At 68.7% G+C, this 26,450-nt stretch carries 21 protein-coding genes; 10 read left to right on the plus strand and 11 right to left on the minus strand.

Annotation, left to right across the window (positions count from 1 at the left end):
• Nucleotides 1–29 precede the first annotated feature (29 nt).
• Both QX204_RS17555 and QX204_RS17560 read left to right on the plus strand, forming a co-directional pair.
• The gene (locus QX204_RS17555; protein WP_301900812.1) at nucleotides 30–854 is read left to right on the plus strand and encodes a DUF1684 domain-containing protein; all 825 of its coding nucleotides are present in this window, start codon (nucleotides 30–32) and stop codon (nucleotides 852–854) included.
• Entirely contained in the window at nucleotides 851–1,894 is a 1,044-nt protein-coding gene (locus QX204_RS17560; RefSeq protein ID WP_301900813.1) for an LLM class flavin-dependent oxidoreductase, read from the plus strand. The genes QX204_RS17555 and QX204_RS17560 overlap by 4 nt, the downstream gene beginning before the upstream one ends.
• 146 nt (nucleotides 1,895–2,040) lie before the next feature.
• Here QX204_RS17560 and QX204_RS17565 read toward each other — a convergent pair whose 3' ends face one another.
• The 10 genes from QX204_RS17565 to QX204_RS17610 form a co-directional block, all read right to left on the minus strand.
• Entirely contained in the window at nucleotides 2,041–3,078 is a 1,038-nt protein-coding gene (locus tag QX204_RS17565) for an aldo/keto reductase (RefSeq protein WP_301900814.1), read from the minus strand.
• Nucleotides 3,075–4,118, minus strand: a complete 1,044-nt coding sequence (locus QX204_RS17570; protein ID WP_301900815.1) for an aldo/keto reductase — start codon at nucleotides 4,116–4,118, stop codon at nucleotides 3,075–3,077. The genes QX204_RS17565 and QX204_RS17570 overlap by 4 nt, the downstream gene beginning before the upstream one ends.
• Before the next feature lie 17 nt (nucleotides 4,119–4,135).
• Nucleotides 4,136–5,473 carry an NtaA/DmoA family FMN-dependent monooxygenase gene (locus tag QX204_RS17575; protein ID WP_301900816.1) on the minus strand — a complete coding sequence of 446 codons (1,338 nt, stop codon included), beginning with the start codon at nucleotides 5,471–5,473 and terminating at the stop codon, nucleotides 4,136–4,138.
• Nucleotides 5,473–6,813, minus strand: coding sequence for an LLM class flavin-dependent oxidoreductase (locus QX204_RS17580; protein WP_301900817.1), 1,341 nt, complete (start codon nucleotides 6,811–6,813; stop codon nucleotides 5,473–5,475). The genes QX204_RS17575 and QX204_RS17580 overlap by 1 nt, the downstream gene beginning before the upstream one ends.
• The gene (locus tag QX204_RS17585; RefSeq protein ID WP_301900818.1) at nucleotides 6,810–8,000 is read right to left on the minus strand and encodes an acyl-CoA dehydrogenase family protein; all 1,191 of its coding nucleotides are present in this window, start codon (nucleotides 7,998–8,000) and stop codon (nucleotides 6,810–6,812) included. Before QX204_RS17585 ends, QX204_RS17580 begins: the two co-directional genes overlap by 4 nt.
• 293 nt (nucleotides 8,001–8,293) lie before the next feature.
• Nucleotides 8,294–9,199, minus strand: coding sequence for a LysR family transcriptional regulator (locus QX204_RS17590; RefSeq protein WP_301900819.1), 906 nt, complete (start codon nucleotides 9,197–9,199; stop codon nucleotides 8,294–8,296).
• A 110-nt stretch (nucleotides 9,200–9,309) separates the two neighbouring features.
• Nucleotides 9,310–11,091 carry a dipeptide ABC transporter ATP-binding protein gene (locus tag QX204_RS17595; protein ID WP_301900820.1) on the minus strand — a complete coding sequence of 594 codons (1,782 nt, stop codon included), beginning with the start codon at nucleotides 11,089–11,091 and terminating at the stop codon, nucleotides 9,310–9,312.
• Nucleotides 11,088–11,951: an ABC transporter permease gene (locus QX204_RS17600; protein ID WP_301900821.1), complete on the minus strand. Its 864-nt coding sequence runs from the start codon at nucleotides 11,949–11,951 to the stop codon at nucleotides 11,088–11,090. Before QX204_RS17600 ends, QX204_RS17595 begins: the two co-directional genes overlap by 4 nt.
• On the minus strand, nucleotides 11,948–12,901 hold the full coding sequence (locus QX204_RS17605; protein WP_301900822.1) for an ABC transporter permease: 954 nt from the start codon (nucleotides 12,899–12,901) through the stop codon (nucleotides 11,948–11,950). The genes QX204_RS17600 and QX204_RS17605 overlap by 4 nt, the downstream gene beginning before the upstream one ends.
• Nucleotides 12,902–12,904: 3 nt before the next feature.
• Entirely contained in the window at nucleotides 12,905–14,560 is a 1,656-nt protein-coding gene (locus QX204_RS17610; RefSeq protein WP_301900823.1) for an ABC transporter substrate-binding protein, read from the minus strand.
• Between the two features lie 219 nt (nucleotides 14,561–14,779).
• Between QX204_RS17610 and QX204_RS17615 the strand changes: the two genes are divergently transcribed.
• The 8 genes from QX204_RS17615 (at nucleotide 14,780) to QX204_RS17650 (ending at nucleotide 25,153) form a co-directional block, all read left to right on the plus strand.
• Nucleotides 14,780–16,414 (plus strand): ABC transporter substrate-binding protein, encoded by a 1,635-nt coding sequence (locus tag QX204_RS17615; RefSeq protein ID WP_301900824.1) that lies wholly within the window; start codon nucleotides 14,780–14,782, stop codon nucleotides 16,412–16,414.
• Between the two features lie 10 nt (nucleotides 16,415–16,424).
• On the plus strand, nucleotides 16,425–17,468 hold the full coding sequence (locus QX204_RS17620) for an ABC transporter permease (protein ID WP_301900825.1): 1,044 nt from the start codon (nucleotides 16,425–16,427) through the stop codon (nucleotides 17,466–17,468).
• Nucleotides 17,465–18,349 (plus strand): ABC transporter permease, encoded by an 885-nt coding sequence (locus QX204_RS17625; RefSeq protein ID WP_301900826.1) that lies wholly within the window; start codon nucleotides 17,465–17,467, stop codon nucleotides 18,347–18,349. The genes QX204_RS17620 and QX204_RS17625 overlap by 4 nt, the downstream gene beginning before the upstream one ends.
• Entirely contained in the window at nucleotides 18,346–19,998 is a 1,653-nt protein-coding gene (locus QX204_RS17630) for a dipeptide ABC transporter ATP-binding protein (RefSeq protein ID WP_301900827.1), read from the plus strand. The genes QX204_RS17625 and QX204_RS17630 overlap by 4 nt, the downstream gene beginning before the upstream one ends.
• Nucleotides 19,995–21,296, plus strand: coding sequence for an acyl-CoA dehydrogenase family protein (locus QX204_RS17635; RefSeq protein ID WP_301900828.1), 1,302 nt, complete (start codon nucleotides 19,995–19,997; stop codon nucleotides 21,294–21,296). Before QX204_RS17630 ends, QX204_RS17635 begins: the two co-directional genes overlap by 4 nt.
• Nucleotides 21,293–22,669: an acyl-CoA dehydrogenase family protein gene (locus QX204_RS17640; protein WP_301900829.1), complete on the plus strand. Its 1,377-nt coding sequence runs from the start codon at nucleotides 21,293–21,295 to the stop codon at nucleotides 22,667–22,669. Before QX204_RS17635 ends, QX204_RS17640 begins: the two co-directional genes overlap by 4 nt.
• Nucleotides 22,670–22,694: 25 nt before the next feature.
• The gene (locus QX204_RS17645) at nucleotides 22,695–23,726 is read left to right on the plus strand and encodes an aldo/keto reductase (protein WP_301900830.1); all 1,032 of its coding nucleotides are present in this window, start codon (nucleotides 22,695–22,697) and stop codon (nucleotides 23,724–23,726) included.
• Between the two features lie 122 nt (nucleotides 23,727–23,848).
• The gene (locus QX204_RS17650; protein WP_301900831.1) at nucleotides 23,849–25,153 is read left to right on the plus strand and encodes an NtaA/DmoA family FMN-dependent monooxygenase; all 1,305 of its coding nucleotides are present in this window, start codon (nucleotides 23,849–23,851) and stop codon (nucleotides 25,151–25,153) included.
• Between the two features lie 63 nt (nucleotides 25,154–25,216).
• Here the strand turns inward: QX204_RS17650 and QX204_RS17655 are convergent, their stop codons facing one another.
• Complete coding sequence (locus tag QX204_RS17655; RefSeq protein WP_301900832.1) at nucleotides 25,217–26,440, minus strand: MFS transporter; 1,224 nt, start codon at nucleotides 26,438–26,440, stop codon at nucleotides 25,217–25,219.
• Between the last annotated feature and the right edge of the window lie 10 nt (nucleotides 26,441–26,450).

Raw genomic sequence — 26,450 nt, forward strand, 5'->3', positions numbered from 1 at the left:
CGGCGGTGGTGTCGGGTTGGATCGATGGCATGGCTACACAGGAAACCCCGGTCGCCGAGGTAGACGATTTCACCGCCGACTGGCAGCAATGGCACCGTCAGCAGGAGGCGCGCCTGTCCGACCGGCACGGATTCCTGGCCATCACGAACCTGCACTGGCTCACCGAGACCCCGGAGCGGTTCACCGATGCGCCGGGCGCCTGGTCCACCGGTGTCGATGGTGTGGTCGTGGTCCTCGACGAAGGCGAGGAACTGGTGGTCGACGGGACGCCGGTGCACGGCCGTTACGCGTTCGGTCCGATCGCCGAGCGCGACGGGGTGAACGCTGTGTGGGGTGACGCGGTGATCGAGGTCGCCCGCCGTGGCGGCAACGACATCGTGCGCCCTCGGCACCCGAACAACCAGTTGCGCACCGACTTTCGTGGCACGCCCGCGTACGCACCGGACCCGAAGTGGGTGGTGACGGGTCGCTACGTTCGATTCGAGCAGCCGCGACCGACCACGGTCGGCGCCTCGGTGGAAGGGCTCGAGCACGTCTACGAGGCACCGGGGCAGGTCGAGTTCGACATCGACGGTCAGCCGTTGCGGCTGACCGCGTTCCCCGGCAGGAATCCCGGCGACCTGTCGGTGCTGTTCACCGACACCACCTCCGGAGTCACCACCTACGCCGCCAATCGCATCGTGCAGGTATCCACCCCGGCGGCCGACGGCACGGTCGTGCTCGACTTCAATCGAGCGGTCAACCTGCCGTGCGCCTACACCGATCTGGCGACCTGCCCGCTGCCGCCCGCCGAGAACCGGCTCCCGATCGCGGTCGAGGCAGGAGAGAAGATCCCCTACGAGCGTCAGGCATGAGCGCACCGCGCATCAGCACCTTGGCGTTCCTGACGCCGGGCAATTACCTCGACGACGACCCGTACACCGGGTTGGAGGACACGCTGCAACTGTTCGAATTCGGGGAGCGCCTCGGGTTCGACGGTGCCTGGATCCGCCAGCGTCACCTCGAGCACGGCGTGGGTTCGGCGGCGGTCTTCCTGGCCGCCGCCGCCCAGCGCACGAGCCGAGTGGAGTTGGGCGCCGCGGTCATTCCGATCGGCTACGAGAGCCCGTTCCGGCTCGCCGAGGACCTGTCGCTGGCCGATGTGCTGTCCAAGGGCCGACTGCAGCCCGGTTTCAGCGCGGGCACCCCACCGCACGCCGATCTCATCGGCGACCTGGTCTTCGACGGCGACTGGCGCAGCTTCGACCTGTCCTACGGCCGCGTCGCCCGCCTGCTCGAGAACCTGCGCGGTGACTACCTCGGCGACGCCGACACCGTCATCCAGTCGCCGGGCAACACCCAGCGTCCCCGCCTTCAGCCGCACAGCCCCGGCCTGGCCGATCGTGTGTGGTACGGCGGCGGGAGCATCCGATCCGTGCACTGGACCGCGGCGAACGGACTGAATCTGCTCAGCGGCAACGTCGTTTTCGGCGACGCCAGTGACGATTTCACGACCTCCCAGTTGACCCTGATCGCCGACTATCGCCGCCTGATCGACCCGGCTCGACCCGCCCGTGTGGCGGTCGGACGCGTGATCGTGCCGTTCGACAGCGCCGACCACGCGACCCGCGAGCGCTACCGCACCTACGCCGCGAGCCGCCACGAGCGCACTCTCGGCCCGCAGGGTGAACGCCGAATTCTGTTCGCGCCCGACATCGTCGGGACCGCGGAGCAGATCCTGGAACAGCTGCGAGCCGACCCGGTGCTCGCGCAGACCTCTGAGCTGCGCCTGGAACTGCCCTACGAATTCCATCGCGAGAACTACGAGCAGATCCTGCACGACACCGTGCACCTGATCGCTCCCGAACTGGGCTGGGAACCGGCCTTCACGAACGCGGCGCCGACCTCGGCGTGACCGGCCGCTCGGTGCGCTTGTCCACGGCCTCGATCCGCGACGGCGATCCCGTGTGCCGGGCGGCGAACGATCAACCGAAGTGGCTGCCGAACCCGGAGATCGCTGAGGAAGAGGGGATGACGTCTCCCTCAGCGATCACCGACGGGTCAGGCGGCGCGTCTACGCAGGGCGGGGTCGGCCAGCGCGTCGGGGATCTTGCCGGTGTCACGGTCGGCGAAGATCGTGCCGGGCGGGACGATCTCATCGATGCGGTCGAGGATCTCCTCGCTCAGGACGACGTCGACCGCACCCAGGTACGCGTCGAGGTGCTCGTCGGTCCGTGGGCCGATGATGGCGGCGGTGACATCGCGGTGCGCGAGTACGAAACCGATCGCGAGCTGGATCAGGGTGAGGCCCGATTCCTCGGCGAGCACGGCGAGCGCGTCGGCGGCGGCGAGTTTGTCCGCGTTGGTCGGTGCGTCGATGTCGAATCGGCCCGGGATCAGTTCGGCCCGATGCGAACTCGGCTGGGGTGCGCCCAGGCGGTACTCACCGGAGAGCCACCCCGCGGCGAGCGGGCCGTAGGTGATGACGCCGAGTCCGTATTTGCGCGCGATCGGCAGGGTCTCGCGTTCGATGCCGCGAATCAGCGGTGAATACGGAACCTGTTCGGCCGCAGAGCGATTGGCCTTGGTCCGGTCGGCGATCCACTGCGCTTCGACCAGTTCGCCGGGCGAGAAGACCGAGGTGCCGTAGTAGCGGATCTTGCCCGCGCGGACCAGGTCGTCGAGAGCGGCGACGGTGTCCTCGAGCGCGGTCACCGATTCGGGGCGGTGCACCTGGTAGAGGTCGAGGTGGTCGGTGTCGAGGCGACGCAGGGAATCCTCGACGGCGCGAGCGATCCAGCGCCGGGAGTTGCCCCGGTGGGTGGGGTCGTCATCGACGGCGTTGTGGAACTTGCTGGCCAGGATCACCTCGTCGCGCCGACCGCGCAGCGCCTTGCCGACGATGATCTCGGATTCGCCGCGCGAATAGGTGTCGGCGGTGTCGACGGCGTTGATTCCGGCGTCCAGCGCCCGATGGATCAGTGCGATGGATTCTTCGTGGGTGGTGCCGCCACGGGAACCGAAGTTCATGGTGCCGAGCACATACGGGCTCACCCGAACTCCGGTACGGCCGAGCAGGCGCAGGTCTGACAGGCTCATCGGGTGGCTCCGATCGTGGTGCGGCGGCGGACGGCCGCGTCGGTGAGCGAGGGCGGCAGGTAGCCCTCGTCGGCGGGGCTGAGTGTGGTTCCGGGTGCGACGATCTCGTCGATGCGGTCGAGCACCTCGGTGCTCAGCCGCACATCGACGGCGCCGAGCTGGGTCTCGAGGTGGGCCAGGGTGCGCGGCCCGATGATGACGGTGCTGACGGCCGGATGCTGCAGTACGAACGCCAACGACAGATGCACCAGCGACAGGCCCGCTTCGTCGGCGAGTTTCGCCAATTCCTCGGCGGCGGCGCGCTTGCGCTGGTTGGCGACCAGTTCGGGGTCGTGCCGGTGCGGCTGCCGGGCGAGCCTGCTCGACTCGGCCGCGGTCTCCCCCGCCCGGTAGCGGCCGGAGAGCCAGCCGCCCGCGAGCGGACTCCAGGTGAGTACGCCCAGGCCGTGCCGTTCGGCGATCGGCAGGGTGGCGCGTTCGGCGCCGCGAGCCAGGATCGAGTACGGCGGCTGCTCGGTGACCGGGCGCGCCAGGTTGCGGTCCTGAGCCACCCATTGCGCCTCGACCAGCTGATGCGGTTCGAACGTCGTGGTGCCGTAGTAGCGGATCTTGCCCGCGCGCACCAGATCGTCCAGCGCGCGCAGCGTCTCCTCCAGCGGGACGTCCGGGTCGGGGCGGTGCACCTGGTAGAGGTCGAGGTGGTCGGTGCCGAGGCGGCGCAGCGAGTCCTCGACGGCGCGGATGATCCAGCGCCGGGAGTTGCCGCGACTGTTCGGGTCGGTGCCGATCTGGCCGTGGAACTTGCTGGCGAGGACCACGTCGTCGCGGCGGCCACGCAGGGCTTTGCCGACGATCTGTTCGTTCTCGCCCTGGGAGTACACGTCGGCGGTGTCGACGACGTTGATGCCCGCGTCCAGGGCGCGGTGGATGATCGTCGCCGCGTCGTCGTGGTCGGGGTTGGCCCAGGCACCGAAGTTCATGGCGCCCAGCGTGAGTGGGCTCACCAGTACGCCGGTGCGGCCGAGGTGTCGCAGTGTCATGGAGTGGGTTGTCACTTTCAGGTTGTGGAAACAGTTTCGCGGGCAAAGGAGTTCGCGGGTTCGGACAGGCCGAGGTGACCGCGCAGGGTGGTGTGTTCGTATTCGCGACGGAAGAGCCTGCGCTTGCGCAGTTCGGGCACGACCTGGTCGACGAAGTCGGTGAGGTAGTCGGGCAGGACAGCCGGGATGATGGTGAATCCGTCGATGCCCGCGTTGCGGTGCCACAGCTCGATGTGGTCGGCGACCGTCTGTGGTGTCCCGATCACCACGCGGTGGCCGCCGAGGAACTCGGTGAGCAATTGCCGCACGGTGTGGCCGGTTTCGAGGGCGTAGCCGGTGAGGGAGGCGAAGAAGCCCTGCGGGCCGATCCGGTCGGCGGGCAGCGTGGTGAGCTCGTGCGGCAGCGGGGAGTCGAGGTCGAGTTCGACGTCGGGATAGCCGAGCCAGCGGGCGAACTGGCGCACCGGAGCGCTGTCGGGGTGCAGTCGCCCCTGCAACTCGTCGAACCGTGCGCGGGCCTCGGCTTCGGTGGACCCGATCACCGGGACCAGGCCCGGCAGGATCCGGATCGCGTCGCCGTCGCGGCCGGAAGCCGCCGCTGCCGAACGGATCTCGGCCGAGAAGCTGCGCGCGGCCGACAGGCTGAGCTGCGTCGTATAGATCGCCTCGGCATGGGCGGCCGCGAAGGCCCGGCCCTGCGGGGACGCTCCGGCCTGCACGAGAACCGGGCGGCCCTGCGGAGAGCGCAGCACGTTCAGTGGTCCGGCGACGGAGTAGAACTCGCCCCGGTGGTCCACCGCGTGTACCCGATCCGGATCGGCGAAGACCCCGGCTTCCTGGTCACCGATCAGCGCGTCGGATTCCCAACTGTCCCAGAGCTTCTCGGTCAGCGAGACGTATTCGCCGGCACGCCGGTACCGTTCGTCGCGCTCGGGCAGCTCGGCGATGCCGAAGTTGCGGGCGGCGTTCGGTTCGAACGTGGTGACCACATTCCAGCCCGCGCGGCCCCCGCTCACGTGGTCGAGCGAGAGGATCCGCCGGGCCAGGTTGTAGGGCAGGTTCAGCGAGGTGGTCGCGGTGGGGATCAGCCCGATGCGCTCGGTCGTCACGGCCAGCGCCGAGCTGAGCAGGATCGGATCGAGTGTGGCGGCGGGCGCTCGGGCGATGCCGGGCTGCTGCACGGGGATGTCGGGGAACAGCAGGCCGTCGAGTCCGCCGCGTTCGGCAACCGCTGCGACCCGCTGGTAGTGCGAGAGCTGGATGAACGCGTCGGCGGGCAGGGTCGGTTCGAGCCACGCGGCCGGGTGGTAGCCGGCGCTGCCGACGTTGACGAGGAAGTGCAGTCTGCGTGCCATCAGGCAGCCCCTTCGGCGATGGTGCCCCGGTAGGTGGGGACGGGCAGGCCGAGGTGACCGCGCAGGGTGGTCGCCTCGTAGTCGGTGCGGAACACGCCGCGCTCGCGCAGGATCGGCACGACACCGTCGACGAAGTCGTCGAAGCCGCCAGGCAGGACATCAGGCATCAGGTTGAAGCCGTCGGCGATGCCCGCCTCGACCCACTCGATGATCGCGTCGGCGACCTGTTCCGGTGTGCCGGTGACGATGCGGTGGCCCGCGCCGCCGCCGAGTCGGCGCAGCAGCTGGCGCACCGTCAGGTTCTCGCGCCGAGCGAGGCCGAGGGCGATCTTGTAGAAGGTCTGCGACCCGCCCGCCTCGTCGGGGTCGGCCAGCAGGTGCCACGGGAGCGGGCCGTCGAGGGTGAGATCGTCGCGGTCGACGCCGAGCTGGGTGGCGAGCCGGTCGAGCGCGTAGTCCGGCGGCACGAGCTCGGCCAGCAGTTCGCGGCGCTGGGCGGCTTCGGCTTCGGTGGAACCGAGCACGGTGGACAGGCCGGGCAGGATCAGGACGTCCTCGGCCCTGCGCCCGTAGCCGACCGCACGCGCCTTCACGTCGCGGTAGTACTCCCCCGCCTCGTCCGCGGTCTGGGCGGCGGTGAAGATCACCTCGCCGACTCGGGCGGCCAGTGCCCGGCCGTCTTTCGACGCGCCGGCCTGCACGACCACCGGTTCGCCCTGCGGCGAGCGCGGAACATTCAGCGGACCGGCCACGTCGAAGTGCGGGCCGTGGTGATCGACGGCGTGGATGCGCGTGTAGTCGGCGAAGCGGTGGGTGGCCTTGTCGCCGATCAGCGCGTCGGGCTCCCAGCTGTTCCAGAGCGCGCGCACCACCTCGACGAATTCGGCGGCGCGTTCGTAGCGGGCGCCATGGGCCGGTTCGGCGTCGAAGCCGAAGTTGCGCGCCGCGTCGACACCGGCGGTGGTGACCACGTTCCAGCCGGTGCGACCGCCGCTGAGCAGGTCGAGCGAGGCGAAGCGGCGGGCGACGTCGTAGGGGTCGTTGTAGCTCGATGACAGAGTGGCGATGAAGCCGACGCGCTCGGTGGCCGCGGCGAGGGCGGCCAGGATCACGGTCGGTTCGAGGCTGTTGAACGGCCGGTACCGGATGTCCTCGCGGATGGCGGGCCCGTCGGCGAGGAAGATCGCGTCGAACTTGGCTTCCTCGGCGCGCTGAGCGATGCGCACGTAGTGGTCGAGGGTGAAACTCGCGGCGGGGTCGGTGCCGGGGAAGCGCCACGAACCACCGAACACTCCCGCGTTGAGAATGTTGACGTTGAGGTGCACCTGTCGTCGGGTCACGGCTGTTCCTCCTCGGCACGGCCCGCCGCCAGCGCGGCGCGACCGAGATCGGCGAGCACGAAATCGCTCTGCGGGAAATGGATTCGCCCGACCATGGCATCGCGATGGTGGCGTTCGAGCGGATGCCGGCGGTCGAGGCCGGGGTTTCCGGTCAGGTCGAGCGCGGACTCGGTGACCCGGATGGCGGTGGAGGTGGCGACGTGTTTGGCCAGCGCGGGCAGGCGACCGTGCTCGTCGTCGGCCAGGCTCGCCACGCCCTGGCGCACCAGTGCGCGGCTGGTCTGGATCCAGGCTTCGATCTCACCCACACGGTCGTGGAAACGCGGCACGGTGGCCAGCGAATCACCCAGTGCGGTGGGCACTCTGGTGTGCAGGTAGCGCACCAGCCAGTCCCGCGCGGCGATCGCGACGCCGTTGTAGTTCGCGGCCAACAGCAGGGGCAGCGATTGGCGCCCGGCCCGGCGAATCTTGGCGGTGCCGCCGTGGGTGTCGCGCAGGTCGACGAGCCTGGCGTCGGGCACGACCGTGCCGTCGAAGACCACCGACTGGGTGTCGGAGGCGCGCAGGCCCAGGTGATTCCAGGTCGGTTCGACGTGCCAGTCGGTGGCGGTGCGGTCGAGCAGGAAGGTCGCCACACGCGGGCTCGGCTCGGCGGTGCTGGTGGTGACGGTGAACCAGCTCAGCCCGGAAATGCCGGTGGCGTAGGCCTTCTCACCGTCGATGCGCCAGTCCCCCGACGGCAGCCGGGTGGCGGTGGTGGCCGGGATGCCGCCACGGGAGAGGCTGCCCAGTTCGCGTTCGACGGCGAGGCCGTTGATCAGCGCGCCGTCCGTCGCGGCCGAGCGCAACACCAGTTCCTTCAGGTCGGCGGGCCACGGACTGTCGTCGCGGAGCAAGCTCAGATGGTTGGTGTAGTTCCACTGCAGGATCAGTCCGACCGACGGGTCGGCGGCGCCGACGCGTTCGATCACCTCGACCGCCTCGGCGAGACCCGCACCGAGACCGCCGTATTCCACCGGAACCGTGAGCGCGGGCGCGCCGATCGCGCGCAGCGCCTCGAAGGCGGCGAACGGGAAGGCCCCCGCCCGGTCGTGTTCGGCGGCGCGATCGGCGATCAGCGCGAGCGCGTCGGCGAACGCGTCCTCGTCGAGACCGTGCACGGTGTGTGCTGGTGCCACAGCGGTCATGCGGGTGTCACTCTCCTGGTCGCGTCACGACCGCTCGGCGGCGGTCGAACGCAGATCTTTGCGGCGCACCGGAATTCACCGGAAAGGGAACCGGGGCGCGATGAAGTGGATCGTCGAAATCAACGACGACAGGGCGGAGCCGTGGCGGCGGCCTCGATCCGGATATTCGGCAATTCCACGAGACCCCCTTTTCACGTTCGGCATCCGTAATCCAGTATCGGAACCTCCGATACCAGCGAACAAGACAGCCGGTCTACCGGATTCGTTCAGTTTTTCTCGATCGTCGACCGCGATCAGGACGCCAACTGCTCGGGCGCGGCGATGGTGCGCAGCATCCGAATGGCCGCGGCGACAGCGGGCCGTTCCAGGGAGGCTTGCCGGTAGGTCACGCCGACCTGGCGCGACCCGTTGGCGATGGTGCAGGCGACCAGGTGCCGGTACTCCGGTGGCACCGACATCTCCGGTACCACCGCCACGCCCAGCCCGTGGTCGACGATCTCGGCCATCCCGGCGAAGGTGCCGCTGCGGTGCTCGATCCGCGGGGCGAACCCGGCCTCGCGGCAGGCGTACATCACCGACACGATCGACGGCGCGCCGTCGCGGGCGGCGATCCAGTCGGCGTCACGCACCGCGGACAAGCCCTGCTGGCGGGCCCGTTCCCGCAGGCCGGGTGGGGCGAGCAGCACGAGCGGATCGTCGAACAGGTACTCCGAGGACAGCCCGAGCGGCAGATCCCGAGCCCGGAACGAGTACGAATAGGTGATCGCGATGTCGACCTCCTGCTGGCGGACCGCGGGCACCGCGTCCACCGGAATCAGGTCGACCACCTGCACCCGAAGGCCGGGGTTCTCGTTCATCAGTCTCGCCGCGGCGGGCAGCGCGAGCCGGGTCTGCGCGGTGCGGAAGGTGGCCAGGGTGAGCACACCGGTGATGGCCTCCGCGGTGGCGGCCACCGCGCTCTCGGCTTCCTCGAGCGCGGTGATGATGCGCGAGGTGTAGTCCACCAGCACCCGCCCCGCGTGGGTCAGGCGCAACACCCGACCTTCACGGCGGGTGAGCACCGCGCCCACTTCCTCTTCGAGAATGCGCAACTGTTGCGAGACCGCCGAGGTGGTGATCCCGTGCAATTCCGATACGGCGGTCATGGTGGTTCGCTCGGCGAGATCGCGCAACAGGACAAGGCGTCGAATGTCGTACATGAATTCCTCGCTTCGACCGGTTGGCGTCCGGATTCGCCCATCATCCGCAGTAGCGACATTCCAGGAAATCCTTACGATCAGAGCGATTCTGTGCAGCTGCGCTTCGCCGATCACGCCACCACGGCATCGACGGCGACGGACGTGCCCGCACCGACCGGTACCGCGTCGAGCAGCCGTCGGGTGTAGTCCTGGGTGGGGTTCTCGAAAACACTGGTGACAGAACCGGATTCGACCACCGCACCCGCGCGCATCACTGTCACCTCGTCGGCGACCAGCCGCACCACACCCAGGTCGTGGGTGATGAACAGGTACGTCAGACCCTGCTGGTGCTGGAGATCGACCAGCAGACGCAGGATCTGCGCCTGCACCGAGACATCGAGGGCCGAGACCGCCTCGTCGAGGACGAGGACTCGCGGTCCGGCGGCGAGCGCGCGGGCCACGGCGACGCGTTGACGCTGTCCACCCGAGAGTTCGGCGGGCTTGCGCGCCAGATGTTCTCGCGACAGAGCTACCTCGTCGAGCAGTTCACGCACCCGATCGCGGCGTCGCGGCCCACGCGGGAGCAGACCGAGCGCGATGAGCGGTTCGGCGATGATCTGCTCCACGGTGAACTTCGGGTCCAGCGACGAATACGGGTTCTGATAGACGAATTGGATCTCGCGACGGATCGGACGGAGTTTCCCGCGTGAGAGCCCGTCGATGCGGGCACCGTCGAACCACACCTGACCGGAGTCCGGGGAAGTGAACCCCGCCGCGATCCGAGCGACGGACGACTTGCCCGCCCCCGATTCCCCCACCAGCGCGTGCGTTGTCCCCGCGCGGACGGCAAGGGAGACGTTGTCGACCGCGCGCACGCCACCGTGCGCGAAAGTCTTGGTCAGTTCCCGGACCTCGAGCAGTGGCCCCGTCGCCTTCGGCACAGCCGTCGCCCGCCCCGGCGACGAACCGATGGCTGTCGGCGCCGACCGCGCACGCACGGCCGACGATCCGGTCCCTGTCGACGAAGCCGAATCTCCGAGAACCGGCGTCGGACCGCCGGCGGAGGACTGGTCACCTGGTTCGAGGCGGGGTTCGGTGCTCGTCAGGCGGGTGCTGCGCTGGGTGGGTGCCGCCGCGACCAGTCGGCGCGTGTAGTCGTGTCGCGGGTCGGCCAGGATGCGACCGGCTGGGCCCTCCTCGACGATGCGGCCGCGCTGCATCACGATCAGTCGGTCGGACCGTTCGGCGGCCACGCCCAGGTCGTGAGTGACCAGCAGAACGCCGAGGCCGAGGGTGTCGCGCAAGTGGGCGAGGTGGTCGAGGATCACCTTCTGCACGGTGACGTCCAGGGCCGAGGTCGGCTCGTCGGCCACCAGCAGCGCGGGGTCGTTGGCCAGCGCGATGGCGATGAGCACCCGCTGTTTCATACCGCCGGACAGTTCGTGCGGGTACTGCCGGTACACCCGTTCTGGCTCGCGCAATCCCGCCGTGGCCAGTTTCGCCACCGCGAGTTCGCGCCCCGGCCCGGATTCGACGCGCCGGTGCAGTCGCAAGGCCTCGAGCACCTGGGTGCCGACCCGTTTGACCGGGTTCAGCGAGGTGCCGGGGTCCTGGGGCACGAAACCGACGAACGGGCCGCGCAATCGAGCGAGTTTGCGGTCGGTCCAGGACGCGGTGTCGTGCCCGTTCAATGCCAGCACCGTGGCCTCGACCCGCGCCGACGCGGGCAACAGATGCAGCGCGGCGTGGATGGTGGTGCTCTTGCCCGACCCGGATTCGCCCACGATCGAGACGAATTCGCCCCGGCCCACCGTCAGCGACACACCGTCGACCGCGGCCTGCGCGTCCGCACCGCGGGCGCGGTAGCGTACGGACAGGTCCTCGATCCGCAGCAGAGTTTCCTTCTCGCTCATCGCTTCTCTCCCAATGCTCGCCCGATTCGATTGGTGGACAGCACGACCACGGCGATCACGATGCCGGGCAGCAGCGAGATCCACGGGTAGGTGGCCAGAAAGTCCCTGCCCTCGGAGACCGCGAGGCCCCATTCCGGGTCCGGCGGCGGTGCGCCGTAGCCGAGGAAGCCCAGCGCCGCCACGGCCAGCACCGCCGTGCCGCATTCGAGCGCGGCCAGCGACAGCACCGCCGAGACCGAGTTCGGCAGCACGTGCCGCACCACGACCCGTCCGAAACCGGCCCCGGAGCCGTAGGCGGCCTCGACATAGTCGGTGCCCGCGACCTTGAGCACCTCCGAGCGCATCACCCGCGCGAACGCCGCCACCGCCGAGATGCCTACGGCAACAGCGATGTTCACCGTGCCGTAGCCCAGCGCGGTGACCACGGTCATGGCCAGCAGCAGGCTCGGGATGGCCAGTAGTACGTCGACGAAGCGCATGATCACCGCGTCGACCCGGCCACCGAGGAACCCGCTGAGCAGACCGATCGCCGATCCGATCACGAACCCCAGCGCCACCGCGAGCAGGGTCGCGGTGAGTGTGGTCGAGGTGCCGTAGATGGTGCGGGCGAGCAGATCGCGGCCGAGGCGATCGGTGCCGAACAGGTGCTCGAGACTCGGTGCGCTGAAACTGGCGTCCGAATCCCCTTCCAAGGGTGAGTATTTCGCGAACCAGGACGGGACGAGCGCCCAGGCGAGCACGGTGGCGATCACCAGCCACGCCAGGGTCAGCCCCGGCGCGGCGGTGAGCACCGCGGTCGCGGTGCGCACGCGATCGGGAACCGTCGGTGCGGTACGGATGTCGTTGTCGAGGACGGTCATACGGAGGTCCTTGCTCGCACACGGGACCGCAGCCGCGGATCCGCCAGCGGATAGACGAGATCGACGAGGAAGTTCACCGTGACGAACACCAGTGCGGCGAACACCACCACCGCCTGCACCAACGGCACGTCCTGGGTGCGCACCGCCGTTTCGGTCAATCGGCCCAATCCCGCACGGGAGAAGACGGTTTCGACGATCACCGCGCCGGCGAGCAGGTTGCCGAAGGTGACGCCGGCGATGGTGAGCGCGGGCAGGGCGGCGTTCTTCAACACCTCCCGCACCAACACCCACAGCCGCGTCGCGCCCTTGGCCACCGACACCGTGACATACCCGGCGTGCAGTTCGGCGTCGAAGTTCTTGATCAGCAACTGCGCGATCGGCGCCGACACCGGAATCGCCAGCGTCACCGCGGGCAACACCAGCGCGCCGAAGCCTTCGTTGCCGATCGGCGGGAACCAGCCCAGCTGGAACGAGAACACCTGCAGCAGTGCGAGCCCCACCAGGAACACCGGCACCGACACCCCCGCCGCGGGCAGGGTCGCGACCAGGTCGGCGATCCATTTGGTGCGGGTGTAGCCCGCGGTGGCGGCGACGGCGAAGGCCAGCGCGACGGCGAGGACCAGCGCGGCACCCGCCAGCAGGGCGGTGTGCGGCAGCACCGACACGATCAGCGGCCACACCTGCTCACCGGTGCGGGTCGAGACCCCGAAATCACCGGTCAGCGCGGCGAACAGCCGGTGGGTGTACTGCCCGACCAGCTGCTGGTCCAAGCCGAAGTACTCCCGTGAGTTCTGTTTGTCCTCCTCGGAGATCAAGTCGCCCTGCGACGGGTCGAACAGGAAGTCGACCGCGTCGTAGGGCAGCACGAACAGCAGCACGAAGGTGAGGGTGTAGGCGCCCCACACCACGAACACCGCCTGCCCCAGTTTGGCGAGCACATAGCGCGACATCGGTTACCTCGGCTCGATCCAGGTGTCGTAGAAGACGTTGCGCGACTGCGCTTCATAACCCACGTCGTGCACCCGAGGGGACGCCGCGGTCACCTGCGCCGGGTTGTAGACCGGCACCGTGAGCACCTGGTCCACGAGCAGGAAACGCTGCGCCGCCTCGGCCGCCTCGGCGCGCTTGCCCGGGTCGAGGGTCTTGCTCACCGCGCTGAGCTTGTCGATCGCCTGCTGGTAGAGCGGATTCTCCGGCGCCAGCTTCGAGGAGTTGGTGTACTGCGGCGAGTACACCTGCTCGAGCACCGCCACATCGGCGCGACTCTGATTGGCCACCTGAATGTTCCAGCGTTTCTGCTGGGTGGCGGCGGCGGTGTAGTCCGGGATCGGCAGCACCTCGAGTTTCAGGTCGATGCCGATCTTGCGCAGATCCTGCTGGATCAACTCGTAGGCGGGCTTGTTGTTGACCAGGTTGTTGATGCCGAGCAGGGCCAGTTCGAGTCGTCGGCCCTGCGCGTCCACCCGGATACCGTCGGCGCCCTTCTTCCAGCCCGCCGACTCGAGAATCTGTTCGGCCTTGGCCCGGTCCTGCTTCAGTTCCGCGGAGAAGTCGACGTGGCCGGGCACGCGCGAGGAGATCACCGAGCTCGAGACCTTGTAGCTCGACGTGAGCACTGTCTTGGCAAGCGCGTCGCGGTTCCAGCCCAGCTTCACGGCCTCCCGCACGGCGCGGTCATCGGTCGGGAACCGGTCGGTCTTGAGGTCGAAGGAGATATCGCGCCCGGGAATCAGCTGCGAAACGATCCGGTAGCCTTCGGCTTTCAGCGGCGCCTCGTCGGTGTTGTTGACGTCGAGGATCGCGTCGACCTGACCCGCGCGCAACGCGCCGGTGCGGACCGCGGCCTCGGGAATCACCGAGATCTCCACGGCGTCGAGATAGGCCTCGCCGTTGTGTTTGCGGCTGGGGGGCGCCCAGTTGTATCCGGGACGCTTCTTCAGCACCGTTCGCTGCTGGTAGACGTGCTCGGCGACGACGAACGGACCGGTGGTCACCAGATTCTGCGCCAACGCTCGCTGCTCTTTGGTCAGCTGCAGGGTCGAATGACCGACGATGCCGGAGAAGTACAGCGAAAGCGCTTGGAGGAAACCGGCATTCGGTCGATTGAAGACGACCTTGACCGTGCTCGGGTCGAGCACCGTGGTGCTGGTGTAGCCGACCCAGTACGCGGTCACCGGCACGATGCCCAGCGCCTTGTCACCGAATCCGAGCAGGTCGAAATTCTCTTTCACCGAATCGGCGGTGAATTTCGAACCGTCGGTGAAGGTGACGTCGTCGCGGAGCCGGAACGTGAATTCGGTCAGTTCCGGGTTGATCTCCCAGGATTTCGCCAGCCACGGTTCGATGGCCCCGGTTTCGGGATTCTGGTAGGTCAATTTGTCGGTGATGTTGCTCGTGATGAGCGACTCCGGATACGAGCTGCCCGAATGCGGGTCGAGGTTGGCGGGTGCGTCGAGGACGGCGAAACGCAGGGTCCCACCGGCGACCGGCGGGCCCGCGTCGTCGCTGCCCGCGACCCGGTTACCCGAGGCCGCGCAGCCCGTCAGCACGGAGGCGACGAGGGTGACGGCCACGAGCACGGTCGCCGCGGAGAATCTTTTCGATGACATTTCGCGAAGTCTGCACAACGACAAGTCCGCGAACAACCAAGTTGCACTTCGTGATTTGTTCAGTTTTAGTGAATCGAGCACGCCACCCGATCGTGAAGCGAAACTTGATTAATGGTGTAGGCATTCTTGGCGATCCGAAATCGCGGAATGTGACGGTCGCGGACTTAACCTCCGGAGTGTAAGCAACACAGTCCGCTCCGACGAAAGACCCACGACCACATGAGGAATATTCGATTCCGTCGACTCCTGGCCACCGGTACCGCGGCCATCGCCCTCGCCACCGTGCTGGCCGCGTGTGGTGGGCCGTCATCGCAGAACGAGGCGGCAGGCGACCCGGTGTTCGGTGGCACGCTGAACTTCTACGATCCCATCGAGTACGCAGCGTGGACGCCGGTCAACTCGATCTGGTCCAACAGTCAGGTCGCCAACAACCTCGCGGAGCGCCTGACCTGGCAGGACCCCGCAACCGGGGAGATCAAGCCCTGGCTGGCCAAGTCGTGGGAGGTCAGCCCCGACAAGCTGAAGTACACCTTCCGCCTGCGCGAGGGAGTCACGTTCAGCAACGGTGACCCACTCGACGCGGCGGTCGTGAAAGCAAACTACGACCAGCACGCGCTCGGCGACAAAGCGCTCGGCATTCCGCCGGACCGGTTCTTCTCCGACTACCGGGCCTCGACGGTGATCGATCCCTTGACCGTCGAGGTGGCGTTCACCAAGCCCAATGCCGGTTTCCTGCAGGTGGCTTCGTTCTACCGGGCCGGGTCCATCCTGGCCAAGCCGTTCCTGGAGCGAGATCTCAACGGGCAGAGTCAGGCCAAGAACTGGATCGGGTCCGGTCCGTTCGTGGTGGAGTCGGTCACCGGCAATACCGGTATCACCCTGAAGCGGCGCGAGGACTACAACTGGGCGCCGGCGGGTTCGGGCCATCAGGGCAAGGCCTACCTGGAGCGGGTGGTCTTCAAGACCGTGCCGGAGGCCGGTACCAGGGTCGGCGCGCTGCAGTCGGGCGAGGCGCACATCGCGCGCAACATCAGCCCCTACGACGAGGAGACGGTGACCGCCAACGGTGGCCGGATCGAGGCGTTCGCGGTGCAGGGTCAGACCAACAAGCTGTCGGTGCAACTGGATTCGACCGCACCGATCGTGGACAAGGACGTGCGCCTGGCGTTGCAGGCCGCCACCGATCGCAAGGAGATCAACGAGACGGTGCTCTCGCCGAGCTACCCGATTCCGACCAGCATCCTGGTGCAGGACACTCCCAATCGCGGCGACGCGAGCAAGTACCTGGGTTATGACCTGAACAAGGCCAATTCGCTGCTCGAGGGCGCGGGTTGGAAGAAGGGCGGCGACGGCATCCGGGTCAAGGACGGCAAGCGTCTGCAGTTCGAGATCTGGGTAGCGCCCGTCTACCAGGTGGCACAGCCGGTGCTGGAACTGCTGCAGTCGCAGTGGAAGAAGGCCGGGGTCGAGCTGAGCCTGCACACCGTGTCGCAGACCGAGTACGAGTCCGTGCGCAATGCGCGTCCCGACAACTGGTCGCTGGTACAGGGCCAGACCTCGCGCGCCGAGGCCGACGTGTTGCGCACCGCGTTCGACAGCACCGCGCAGAACGAGTTCTTCGCACCCGTGCCGGACGCGAAGCTCGACGAGCTGGTGCGCGCGCAGGCCTTCGAGTTCGACCCCGCCGCCCGCACCAGAGCCATCCAGGCCGTCGAGGATCGGGTGTTCGGCGAGGGCTACGCCATTCCGCTCTACGACGAGACCCAGGTGTTCGGACTCGCGCCGACCGTGCACGGTTTCACCACCGAGTCCACGGCCCGCACCTGGCTCTACGACACCTGGATCACCGGGTAGGAGACCGACGATGCGCAACTACGTCCTGCGACGGCTGGTCCAAGCGGTACTGGTCCTCTGGGCCGCCTACACCCTGTCGTTCGTCTTGCTCAGCGCGCTGCCGGGGGATTCGGTGAACAACCGGATCCAGAACCCGGAAGCGCAGATCACGCCGGAGGCGGGCCGGTTGATGCTCGAGTTCTACGGGCTCGACCGGCCTGCCTGGGAGCAGTACCTGCACGCGCTGTGGGCACTGTTGCACGGTGACCTCGGCTTCTCGCTCACCTCGGGGAGGCCGGTGACGCAGGCGGTCACCGAGGCGCTGCCCTCCACGCTGACGCTGACCGGGCTCGGCTTGGTGTTCGGGCTGGTATTCGCCGCCGTCGTCGCGGTGGCGGCCAACTACGCGCCGTGGGCGTGGCTGCGCGGCGTCTTCGATTCCGCGCCCGCGCTGTTCGCCTCGGTTCCCACGTTCGTCGTCGGTGTACTGGTGCTGCAATATCTTTCGTTCCGCTGGCACCTGATCCCCTCGGTCGACAACGGCACGGTGCTCGCGCTCATCGCACCCGCCGCGACACTGGGGCTGATCGTGGCCGCGCCGCTGGCGCAGGTGTTCGCCACCTCGGTGCGCACGACCCGGCAGCGACCGTTCGTGCACGTGGTGGCGGCCAGAGGCGCGAGCGAGGGCTACATCTTCCGCAAGGATGTGCTGCGCAATTCGTCGCTGCCGGTGCTCACGCTGCTCGGGCTGGCCTTCGGTGAACTGATCGCGGGCGCGGTGGTGACCGAGTCGGTGTACGCGCGTCAGGGCATCGGCCAGCTCACCGTCGGCGCGGTCGACACCCAGGACCTGCCGGTGGTGCAGGGTGTGGTGTTGCTCTCGACGGTGGCCTATGTGCTGGTGAATCTCGCGGTGGACCTGGCCTATCCGTTCATCGATCCGCGGGTGCTGGTGGACGGGCGCACGCACCGGGTCACCCGGTCGCGATCGGCCGTACGCAAGCAGGCCACCGTATCCGTTCCGGTCGTCGCGGCGGTGCCGCGTCGACTGCCTGCCGAGGTGGCGATGCCATGACGACACTCGAGAAGATCGAAGCTGCTCCAGCACAACCTGATTCGGCCGCCCCGGCACGTCGGACACGGTCCGCGCTGCGGTGGACCCGTCGGCACTGGACGGTCGCGCTGGCCTTGCTGGTGGTCCTCACCATCGTGGCGTGGGCGATCGTGCCGCAGCTGTTCACCGGTTACGACCCGCTCGCGGTGAATCCGGCCCAGAAGCTGAAGCCGCCCTCGGGTGAACACTGGTTCGGTACCGATCAGCTCGGCCGCGACCTCTACGCGCGCATCGTCTACGGCGCGCGGGCCTCACTGCTGGGTTCGGCGATCGCCGTCGGCGTCGGTGTGCTCGTCGGCTCCCTGCTCGGCGCGGTGGCGGGCTGGTTCGCCGGGTTCCCCGACAGCGCGGTGATGCGGCTCATCGACGTGGTGCTGTCGATTCCCGGCTTCCTGCTGGCGATCACCATCGTGGTGCTGCTCGGTTTCGGCGTGTGGCAGGCGGGGATCGCGGTCGGGCTCACCTCGTCGGCGACCTTCGCCCGGCTCATCCGCTCGGAGGTGGTCAAGGCCCGTACCAGTACCTACGTCGAGGCGGCGACCACCAGCGGGGCCTCGACCGGCGCGATTCTCCTGCGACACGTGATCCCCAATTCGATCGCGCCGACCGTCTCGCTGGTCACCGTGCAGTTCGGCATCGCGATCATCTGGATCGCCTCGCTGAGTTTCCTCGGGCTCGGTGCGCAGCCGCCGGACCCGGAATGGGGTCGATTGGTCTCCGACGGGCGCAACTACATCGCCACGCGCGGCTGGCTGACGCTGTGGCCGGGGCTCACCATCGTGGTGATGGTGCTGGCGACCAATCACCTGTCCCGCCATCTCTCCAGGAGGGGCTCCGCATGAGCGTCGTCCACGAAATATCAACGCCTACAAGAGAAATCGATGTGCGGCCGGTGCTGCGCGTAGCGAACCTGCGCGTGGGCTACCGGGTGGACGACCGGGTCTCGCCGGTGGTGCGCGACGTCTCCTTCGACGTCCCGCCCGGCACCGTGCTGGCGCTGGTCGGCGAGTCCGGTTCGGGCAAGACCACCACCGCCCACGCCGTGCTCGGGCTGCTCCCCGGCAACGGCGAGGTCACCGGCGGCACCATCACCTTCCGCGACCAGGTCCTCACCGAGCTGAGCGCGAAAGGCTGGCGCTCGATCCGGGGACGCGCGATCAGCCTGATCCCGCAGGACCCGACGGTCTCGCTCGACCCGGTGCGCCGGGTCGGACACCAGGTCGAGGATGTGCTGCGGCTGCACACCGAGCTCGATGCCGACGCTCGCCGCGAACGGGTGCACGAACTGTTCGAGCTGGTCGGCTTCACCGATGTCGAGCGCCGCTATCGCCAGTACCCGCACGAACTCTCGGGCGGGATGCGCCAGCGGGTGCTCATCGCCGCTGCGGTCGCGGCCGAACCGGATCTGATCATCGCCGACGAGCCGACCTCGGCGCTGGACGCCACGGTGCAGAAACAGGTGCTCGACCTCCTCGACGAAGTCCGGCTGCGCACGGGGACCAGCGTGGTGCTGGTGACCCACGATCTCGGCGTGGCCGCCGACCGCTCCGATCTGATCGGGGTGCTGCACCAGGGCGAGTTGGTCGAATTCGGGCCGACCGCGCAGCTGGTCGCCGACCCGCGACACCCCTACACCCGGCGGCTGCTCGACAGCGTGCCGTCGCGGCGGCCGTGGGTACGTGAGCGCACACCGGTCGCGGTCGGCACCGAGACGGTCATCGAGGTCGACGAGCTGCGCAAGGACTACGGCGGCGTACCCGCCGTCGACGGCATCTCCTTCCGGGTACGACGCGGCGAAACCTATTCCATCGTGGGCGAATCCGGTAGCGGGAAGTCGACGACGGCGCGGGTGCTGACCGGGCTCACCGAAGCGGACTCGGGTCGGGTCGCGCTGCTCGGTACCGACATCACCCGGCTGAGCCGCCGGGAGTTCCGTCCACTGCGCCGCGACGTGCAGATCGTGTATCAGAACCCGTATTCCTCGTTCGATCCGCGCTTCGACGTCTACGACGTGGTCGACGAGCCGCTGCGCTCGTTCGAGCCGCGCCGTGGGCTGCGTCGCGGCAGGCCGAATCGAGATCGGGTGGTGGCCGCGCTCGAGGCCGCCGCCCTGCCCGCCGATTTCGTCGACCGGCATCCGCGCGAATTGTCGGGCGGGCAACGTCAGCGGGTGGCCATCGCTCGCGCGCTGGTGCTCGAGCCGAAGGTGATCGTGCTCGACGAGCCCATCTCGGCGCTGGACGTCTCGGTCGCGGCGCAGATCCTCGACCTGCTGCGCGGCCTGCAGGAAGAACGCGGGCTCACCTACGTCTTCATCTCTCACGACCTGGCCGTGGTGCGCGCGATCTCCGATCGCGTGGCGGTGATGCGCGAAGGCCGCATCGTCGAACAAGGCACCGTAGACCAGGTCTTCTCCTCTCCCACCGACGATTACACCGTGCGTCTGCTCGACGCGATCGCCGGCCGCGACCTCATCGGAGGACTGTCATGACCACCACCATCGCGCCCGCCACTCTGGCCGAGGCACTCCCCCGCATCCGGTCCATCCTGGCCGAGTTCGTCCCGGGCACGGGCGAGCGCGACCTCGCCTTCGAGCACCCCGACGCGCTGATCCAGGCGCTGGCGGACGCGGGCTTCGGCCGGTTGCGGGTGCCGGTGGAGTACGGCGGCTTCGACGTCGACCTGCCGACGCTGTTCGGGCTGCTGGCCGAGGCGGGGCAGGCCGATTCCAATATTCCGCAGATCTGGCGCGGACATTTCACCACCACTGAGATCCTGCGCGCCGAAACCGATCCGGTGGTGCGCGAGCACTGGTTCCGGGCGATCGGCGCGGGCGCGGTGTTCGGCAACGCGCAGTCCGAGCCCTCGGCGCTGGTCGCCGAGGCGGTGGGCGAATCCGCGGGCTGGGGTGTGACCACCACGCGCGCCCGGGTGGGCGAGGACGGCGTGCGCGTGGTCTCGGGCACCAAGTTCTACTCGACGGGCGCGCGATTCGCCGACTTCATCCGCGCGGCCGTGGTCGACGACGAGGGCACCCGTAGTTTCGTGGTGATCCCGGCCCGGCATCCCGGCGTCACCCACGCCGACGACTGGGACGGCATCGGTCAGCGTCAAACCGGCAGCGGCACGACCTATTTCGAGGATGTGCCGGTCGAGGAGCACGGCGATATCGGCCGGTTCAAGGAATCCTTGCGCGGGCTGGATTCCTTCGTCCAGATCGTGCACCTGGCGAATCTGACCGGGATCGCGCGCAGCATCGTCGCCGAGACTTCCGCGATCGTGCGCGGTCGCACGCGCACCAGCCTGCACGCGCTCACCCAGCACGCCACCGAAGATCCCGACATCCTGTCGGTGATCGGACTCCTGGAAGCCCGCAGGCTCACCGCCGAAACCCTGCTGCGGCATGTCGCCGAGCAGCTCGAGGCCGCGCACGCAACCGGGGACGAGGCCGCCTACACCCGGGCCTACCTGGATACCTCCGCCGCGCAGATCGCGGTGATCGAGGCCGTACTCGATGCCGCGACAAGGGCTTTCGACGCGGGCGGGTCGTCCACGATCCGCAACAGCGTGCACCTGGACCGGCATTGGCGCAATGCCCGCACCCTCGCCTCACACAACCCGGTCATCTACAAGCCGCGCGTGCTGGGCGACTTCGTTGTCAACGGCAACGCGCCGGTGCCGGGCTACTACCGGCAGCGTCCCTCGGTCGTCACACCGGACGCCACCGTCGCCGCGCCGAACGGCGAGGCGACCGCCGCAGCCGATGCCGCGCCGAACGGCGCGCGATGACCGCCGTCGACCAGTCGGCGCCCCTGTTCGAACCCGGCCCGACCGGATCAGCATCGGCCACACCCGCTCTCCCGGTACTCGACGCCGTGTCGGGTATCAGCGGCGGTAGCCTGCCGATCGCCTCGACTCACGGCACCGCGCCGGATCCCGACATCGCCGGGACACCAGCGCGTTCCCCGTCGACAAGGCCCGACTCCCCGCTCACGGTGGCGGGCATCCGGGCCGCCGCGGCGCCGATCCTGCGCCAGCTCGCCGAGACGGCGCGGCAACGCGAGATCGACCGCGACTACGCCTTCGCACAGGTGCGCGCGCTCGCCGAGACAGGGATCGCCCTGACCGGCATTGCCGCCGCGGAGGGCGGGGCGGGCGGGTCGCTGCGCGAGGTCACCGACCTGGTGATCGAGATCGCGCGGGCCGATTCCAGTGTGGCGCAGGCATTGCGGAGTAGTTTTCTGACCGCGAACCAGGTGGCGGGCAGGCCCGACCTGCCGCACCGGGAGCAGACGCTGCGACGGCTACGCGACCGCGACCTGTTCACGGGCACCAGCAATGAACGCACGGGCGGCGCCAGCGGGCAGGTCAACGCGACCGCCCGCCGTGACGGCGCGGACTGGGTGATCGACGGCGAGAAGTACTACTCGACCGGTGGGCTGTACGCGAACTGGTTCTCCACGCAGGCACAGACCGAGGACGGGACGGTGCTGCGGTTCACCGTGCCGGTGGATCGCGCGGGGGTGCAACGGCTCGATGACTTCGACGCGGTCGGCCAGCGCCTCACCGCCAGTGGGACCACCCGCTTCACCGGAGTGCGCGTGAGCGGCGACGAGATCACCCCGGCGCCGGAGACCGAACCCGACAATCCATGGCAGGGCTCCTACGCCCAGCTGTATCTGGCCGCCGTGCAGGCGGGCATCGCCGCGCGCGCCCGTGACGACGCCGTCGCCTACGTGCGGGAGAAGGCCCGCCCGATCAAGCACAGCACCGCGACCAGCAGCCTCGACGATCCCTATGTCCGCCAGACCGTCGGCGAGATCGCCGCCCGCGCCCAGGCGGCGCGAGCGGTGGTCCTGCTGGCCGCCGAGACACTCGAGGGCGTGCGCGGGCGCACCGGCGACGATGCCAGGGCCGCGGGTGCGGCGGCGGCGGTCGAGGTGGCCCAGGCGGGCGTGATCGCCATCGAATCCGCCCTCGCCGCAGCCGAACTCGTCTTCGACGTGGGTGGCGGCTCGATCACCGACCGTGCCCTCGGCTTCGACCGGCACTGGCGCAATGCCAGGACCGCCGCCAATCACAACCCCCGCCAGTGGAAGCAATCCGTCGCAGGCGCGTTTCACTTGACGGGCGAACAACCCCCGACCACCGGTCTGTTCTGAACCACCGAGAGAAAGATCCAACCTGATGAGCTACGGCCCCTTCGACCGCACCTACACCGCCGCGGAAGACCGCTACGAGAAGGTCCCGTACCGGCGCACCGGCGCCTCCGGCCTGGACCTGCCCGCCTTCTCCTTCGGGCTGTGGCAGAAGTTCGGCACCGATTACGCCTTCGCCACCCAGCGCGAGATCATCCTGCACGCCTTCGACCTGGGCATCACCCACTTCGACAACGCCGACCGCTACGGTCCCCCGCACCGCGCCGCGCAGAAGAACTTCGGCCGGGTGCTCGCCAAGGACCTCGCGCCGTACCGCGACGAGATCGTGCTGTCCACCAAGGCGGGCAACGCGATCGGGCCGAGCCCGTACCTGCGCGGCGGCTCGCGCAAGTCGATCCTGAACTCCCTCGAGCACAGCCTGCGCGATCTCGGCACCGACTACGTCGACATCTTCTACCACCACAGCCCCGACCTCGACACCCCGCTCGAGGAGACTGTGAGCGCGCTGGTCAGCGCGGTACAGCAGGGCAAAGCGCTCTACGTCGGCATCTCCAACTACCTGCCCGACCGTACCCACGAGATCGCCGAGCAGCTGCGCGCCGCCGGTGTCCCGCTGCTGATCCACCAGGCCCGCTACTCGATCTACGATCGCCGCCCCGAGCAGAACGGTCTGCTCGACACCGCGACCCAGGACGGGTTCGGCGTGATCGTCTACTCGCCGCTGGCCCAGGGATTGCTCACCGACAAGTACCTCGAGACCATCCCCGAGGGTGCTCGCGCGCAGAACAGCACGTTCCTGTCCCCCGATGTCATCGACGAGACCTACCGGCAGCGCACCGCCGAGCTGAACAAGATCGCCGCCGCGCGCGGGCAGTCGCTGGCCCAGCTGGCGTTGCAGTGGGTGCTGCGCCGTCCCGAGGTCACCTCGGCCTTGATCGGCGCGAGTTCGGTGGCCCAGCTCGACCACAACACCGCCGCACTGAACTTCCCCGACTTCACCGCAGAGGAGCTCACCCTCATCGAGGAACACGGTGTCCACGGCACCGGCCTGAAGCTCTGATTCCTGCCCGAACACGACGCCGATGACGTGGCCGAGACCGCTCACGTCATCGGCGTCTCCTGTCTCACCGACCGCATCAGAAGGCACCAACCATGTCCGGATTCCATTTGAACCTGTCCCTGATGACACCGGGACACTTCCGCCAGGCGTGGCGACTCGACCACGCCGATCCGCTCGCCTACCTCGACATCGACTATTTCCAGCGCCTGGCCGAGATCGCCGAGGCCGCCAAGATCGACGCGGTCTTTCTCGGGGACGGCCCTGCCCTGCGCGGGGAGATCGAGGAGGCGCCCGGCACCGGGATCGATCCGCTCGTCCTGCTCGGCAGCGTCGCGGCGGTGACCGAGCATCTCGGTGTCGTGATCACCTCGTCGACCACCTACAACTCCCCCTACAACCTCGCGCGGCGATTCCAGGCGCTCGATCACGTGACGAAGGGGCGGGCGGCGGTCAATATCGTCACCACCGGAACACCCGCTGCCGCAGCGAATTTCGGCCTGACCGATCATCCGGAGAAGGAGACCAGGTACCGGCGGGCCTGGGAGTTCCTCGACGTGGTCACCCGGCTGTGGGACAGCTGGGAGCCGGACTGGCTGATCGCGGACAAGGCGACCGGTCGCTACGCCGACACCGACAAGATCCATCGCATCGATCACGAGGGCGAGTTCTTCTCGGTCGCCGGGCCGCTGCCGGTGGCTCCGGGCCCGCAGGGTCGACCGGTGGTCGTGCAGGCGGGCGGGTCCGAGGGTGGGCTGAAGTTGGCGGGTGACTTCGCCGATGTCGTGTTCACCGTCGCCCAGACCCAGGCCAAGGCGGTCGCGTTCCGCAACGACATCCGGCAGCGCGCGGCCGCGGCCGGTCGTCATCGCGACGATGTGAAGATCTCGCTCGGCGTGGTGGTGCTGGTCGCGGCGACGGAGGACGAGGCACGCCGGCGCGAGCAGGAACTCTATGACCTGCTGCCGATCGAGCGACTCACCACCGCACTGCTGGGCAATCTCGGCCTGCCCGCGGACTCTTTCGGCCCCGACGATCCGATCAGCGTCGACGATCTTCCCGACACCGTTCCGACCGGTGCGTTCTCGACCGGGTTCAGCATCTCCACCCGCGCGCTCATCGCCGAGGGACCGCGCACTCCGCGCGAGTTGATCCAGCAGGGTGCCGGCGGCTCCGGCCACCGCCTCCTGGTCGGCTCGGCCGAGCAGGTCGCCGACGATCTCGCGTCCTGGTTCGACGCGGGCGCCGCCGACGGCTTCACCATCATGCCCGCCGAGACCGCCGTCGACCTGGAGAATTTCGCGACCCTGGTGGTGCCGATCCTCCAGGAGCGTGGTCTGTTCCAAAACGATTACGCCGCACCGACATTGCGCGCTCGCTTCGGGCTGCCCTTCCCGGGGAACCGCGCGGCCGAAAGCCTGCCCGCGTAGTCACCGCAGTCCAACGGCCGCCCCGCTCACGTTCGAGCGGGCGGCCGTTGCGCTGCCGGTCCGTTACGGGGTCGCGCCGCAGTGAGGCCCGGTGACCGCGTCCTGGGTGGGGACCGGCGGGTGGTCGACCGGCGGTGTGCGCGACAGCGGGATCAGCGCGACAGCGGCGAGGAGGGCCGCGAGCCCGATGGCTACCAGGAATCGCCAGTCACCGAGCCAGGTGGCGGCCAAGGGCGCGCCCGCACGCGACAGCGCGATCGGGACGGTCATCACCGCGAGGATGCCGGCGAACTGGGGGACGCCGAAGCTGTCGGCGACGATGGACGGCCGGGCGATCACGCTGGTGCCGTAGCCGGTACTGAAGGCGACGATGCAGGCCAGCGTGAGCGGCAGTGAGGTCCCTGCCAGCGGTAGCGCCAGCAATCCCGCTCCTTGGAGGGCGAAGGAAACCCCTGTCACGCTGGTCATCCCGAAGCGGCGAGCCAAGGGGGCCAGGGCCAGGCGGGCGGCGATCTGGGTGACGCCGACGGCGATCGGGAGCGCCGCGGCGGACACGGGCGAATAGCCGATGTCGCGGAAGTAGGTGACCATCATCAGCAGGAAGGCCGAGGTGGACCCGCTCTGGGCGACGAAAGAGACCACCAGCAGCCAGAATTTGCGGTCACGGAGCGCGTCACCGAGGCGAACGCCGGTGCGTTGCGCGACCCGGCTGGTGTGCGCCGCGCGCCCCGGCACCGCCCACAGGTGCGCGGGCACCACGATCACCGCGAAACCGATCGCCAGCACCACCAGTGTCGTGCGCCAGCCGAGTTGCGTTTCGAGCCAGCCCGCGAAGAAGTAGTACAGGCTGGTGGCCAGACCGACGACCGTGGTCACCGCGACGATCGCCGAATCCCGGTGTTCCGGTTCGGTGGCCACCACCAGAACGGCGAACGCGGCCTCATAGGTGGAGGTGGCCAGTGCCAACCCGATCAGCGTGAACGCCGCGTACAGCTGGGCCAGGCTCTGCGCCTGCGACCACAGCAGCACCGCGCCGACGCCGAGCGCCGAGCCCGCCGTCATCAAGGCCCGCCCACCGTAGCGGTCGAGCAGATTGCCCACCGGCACCGCGGCCAACGCCCCGATCAGCGTGGAGATGGTGGCAGCGGCGGCGATTTCGGTGCGGGAGACCGCCAACGCCTGCGACATCGGGACCAGCAGCACGGTGAAGGCCTGGATCATCGCGCCGTAGCCGACGGTCTGGGTCACCGCGAAGACCGCGATGAGCCGGAACCGTCGACTGCGCACCGGGTCGACA

The organism is Nocardia sp. PE-7, from assembly GCF_030486425.1.
In the GTDB taxonomy this organism is placed as follows: domain Bacteria; phylum Actinomycetota; class Actinomycetes; order Mycobacteriales; family Mycobacteriaceae; genus Nocardia; species Nocardia salmonicida_A.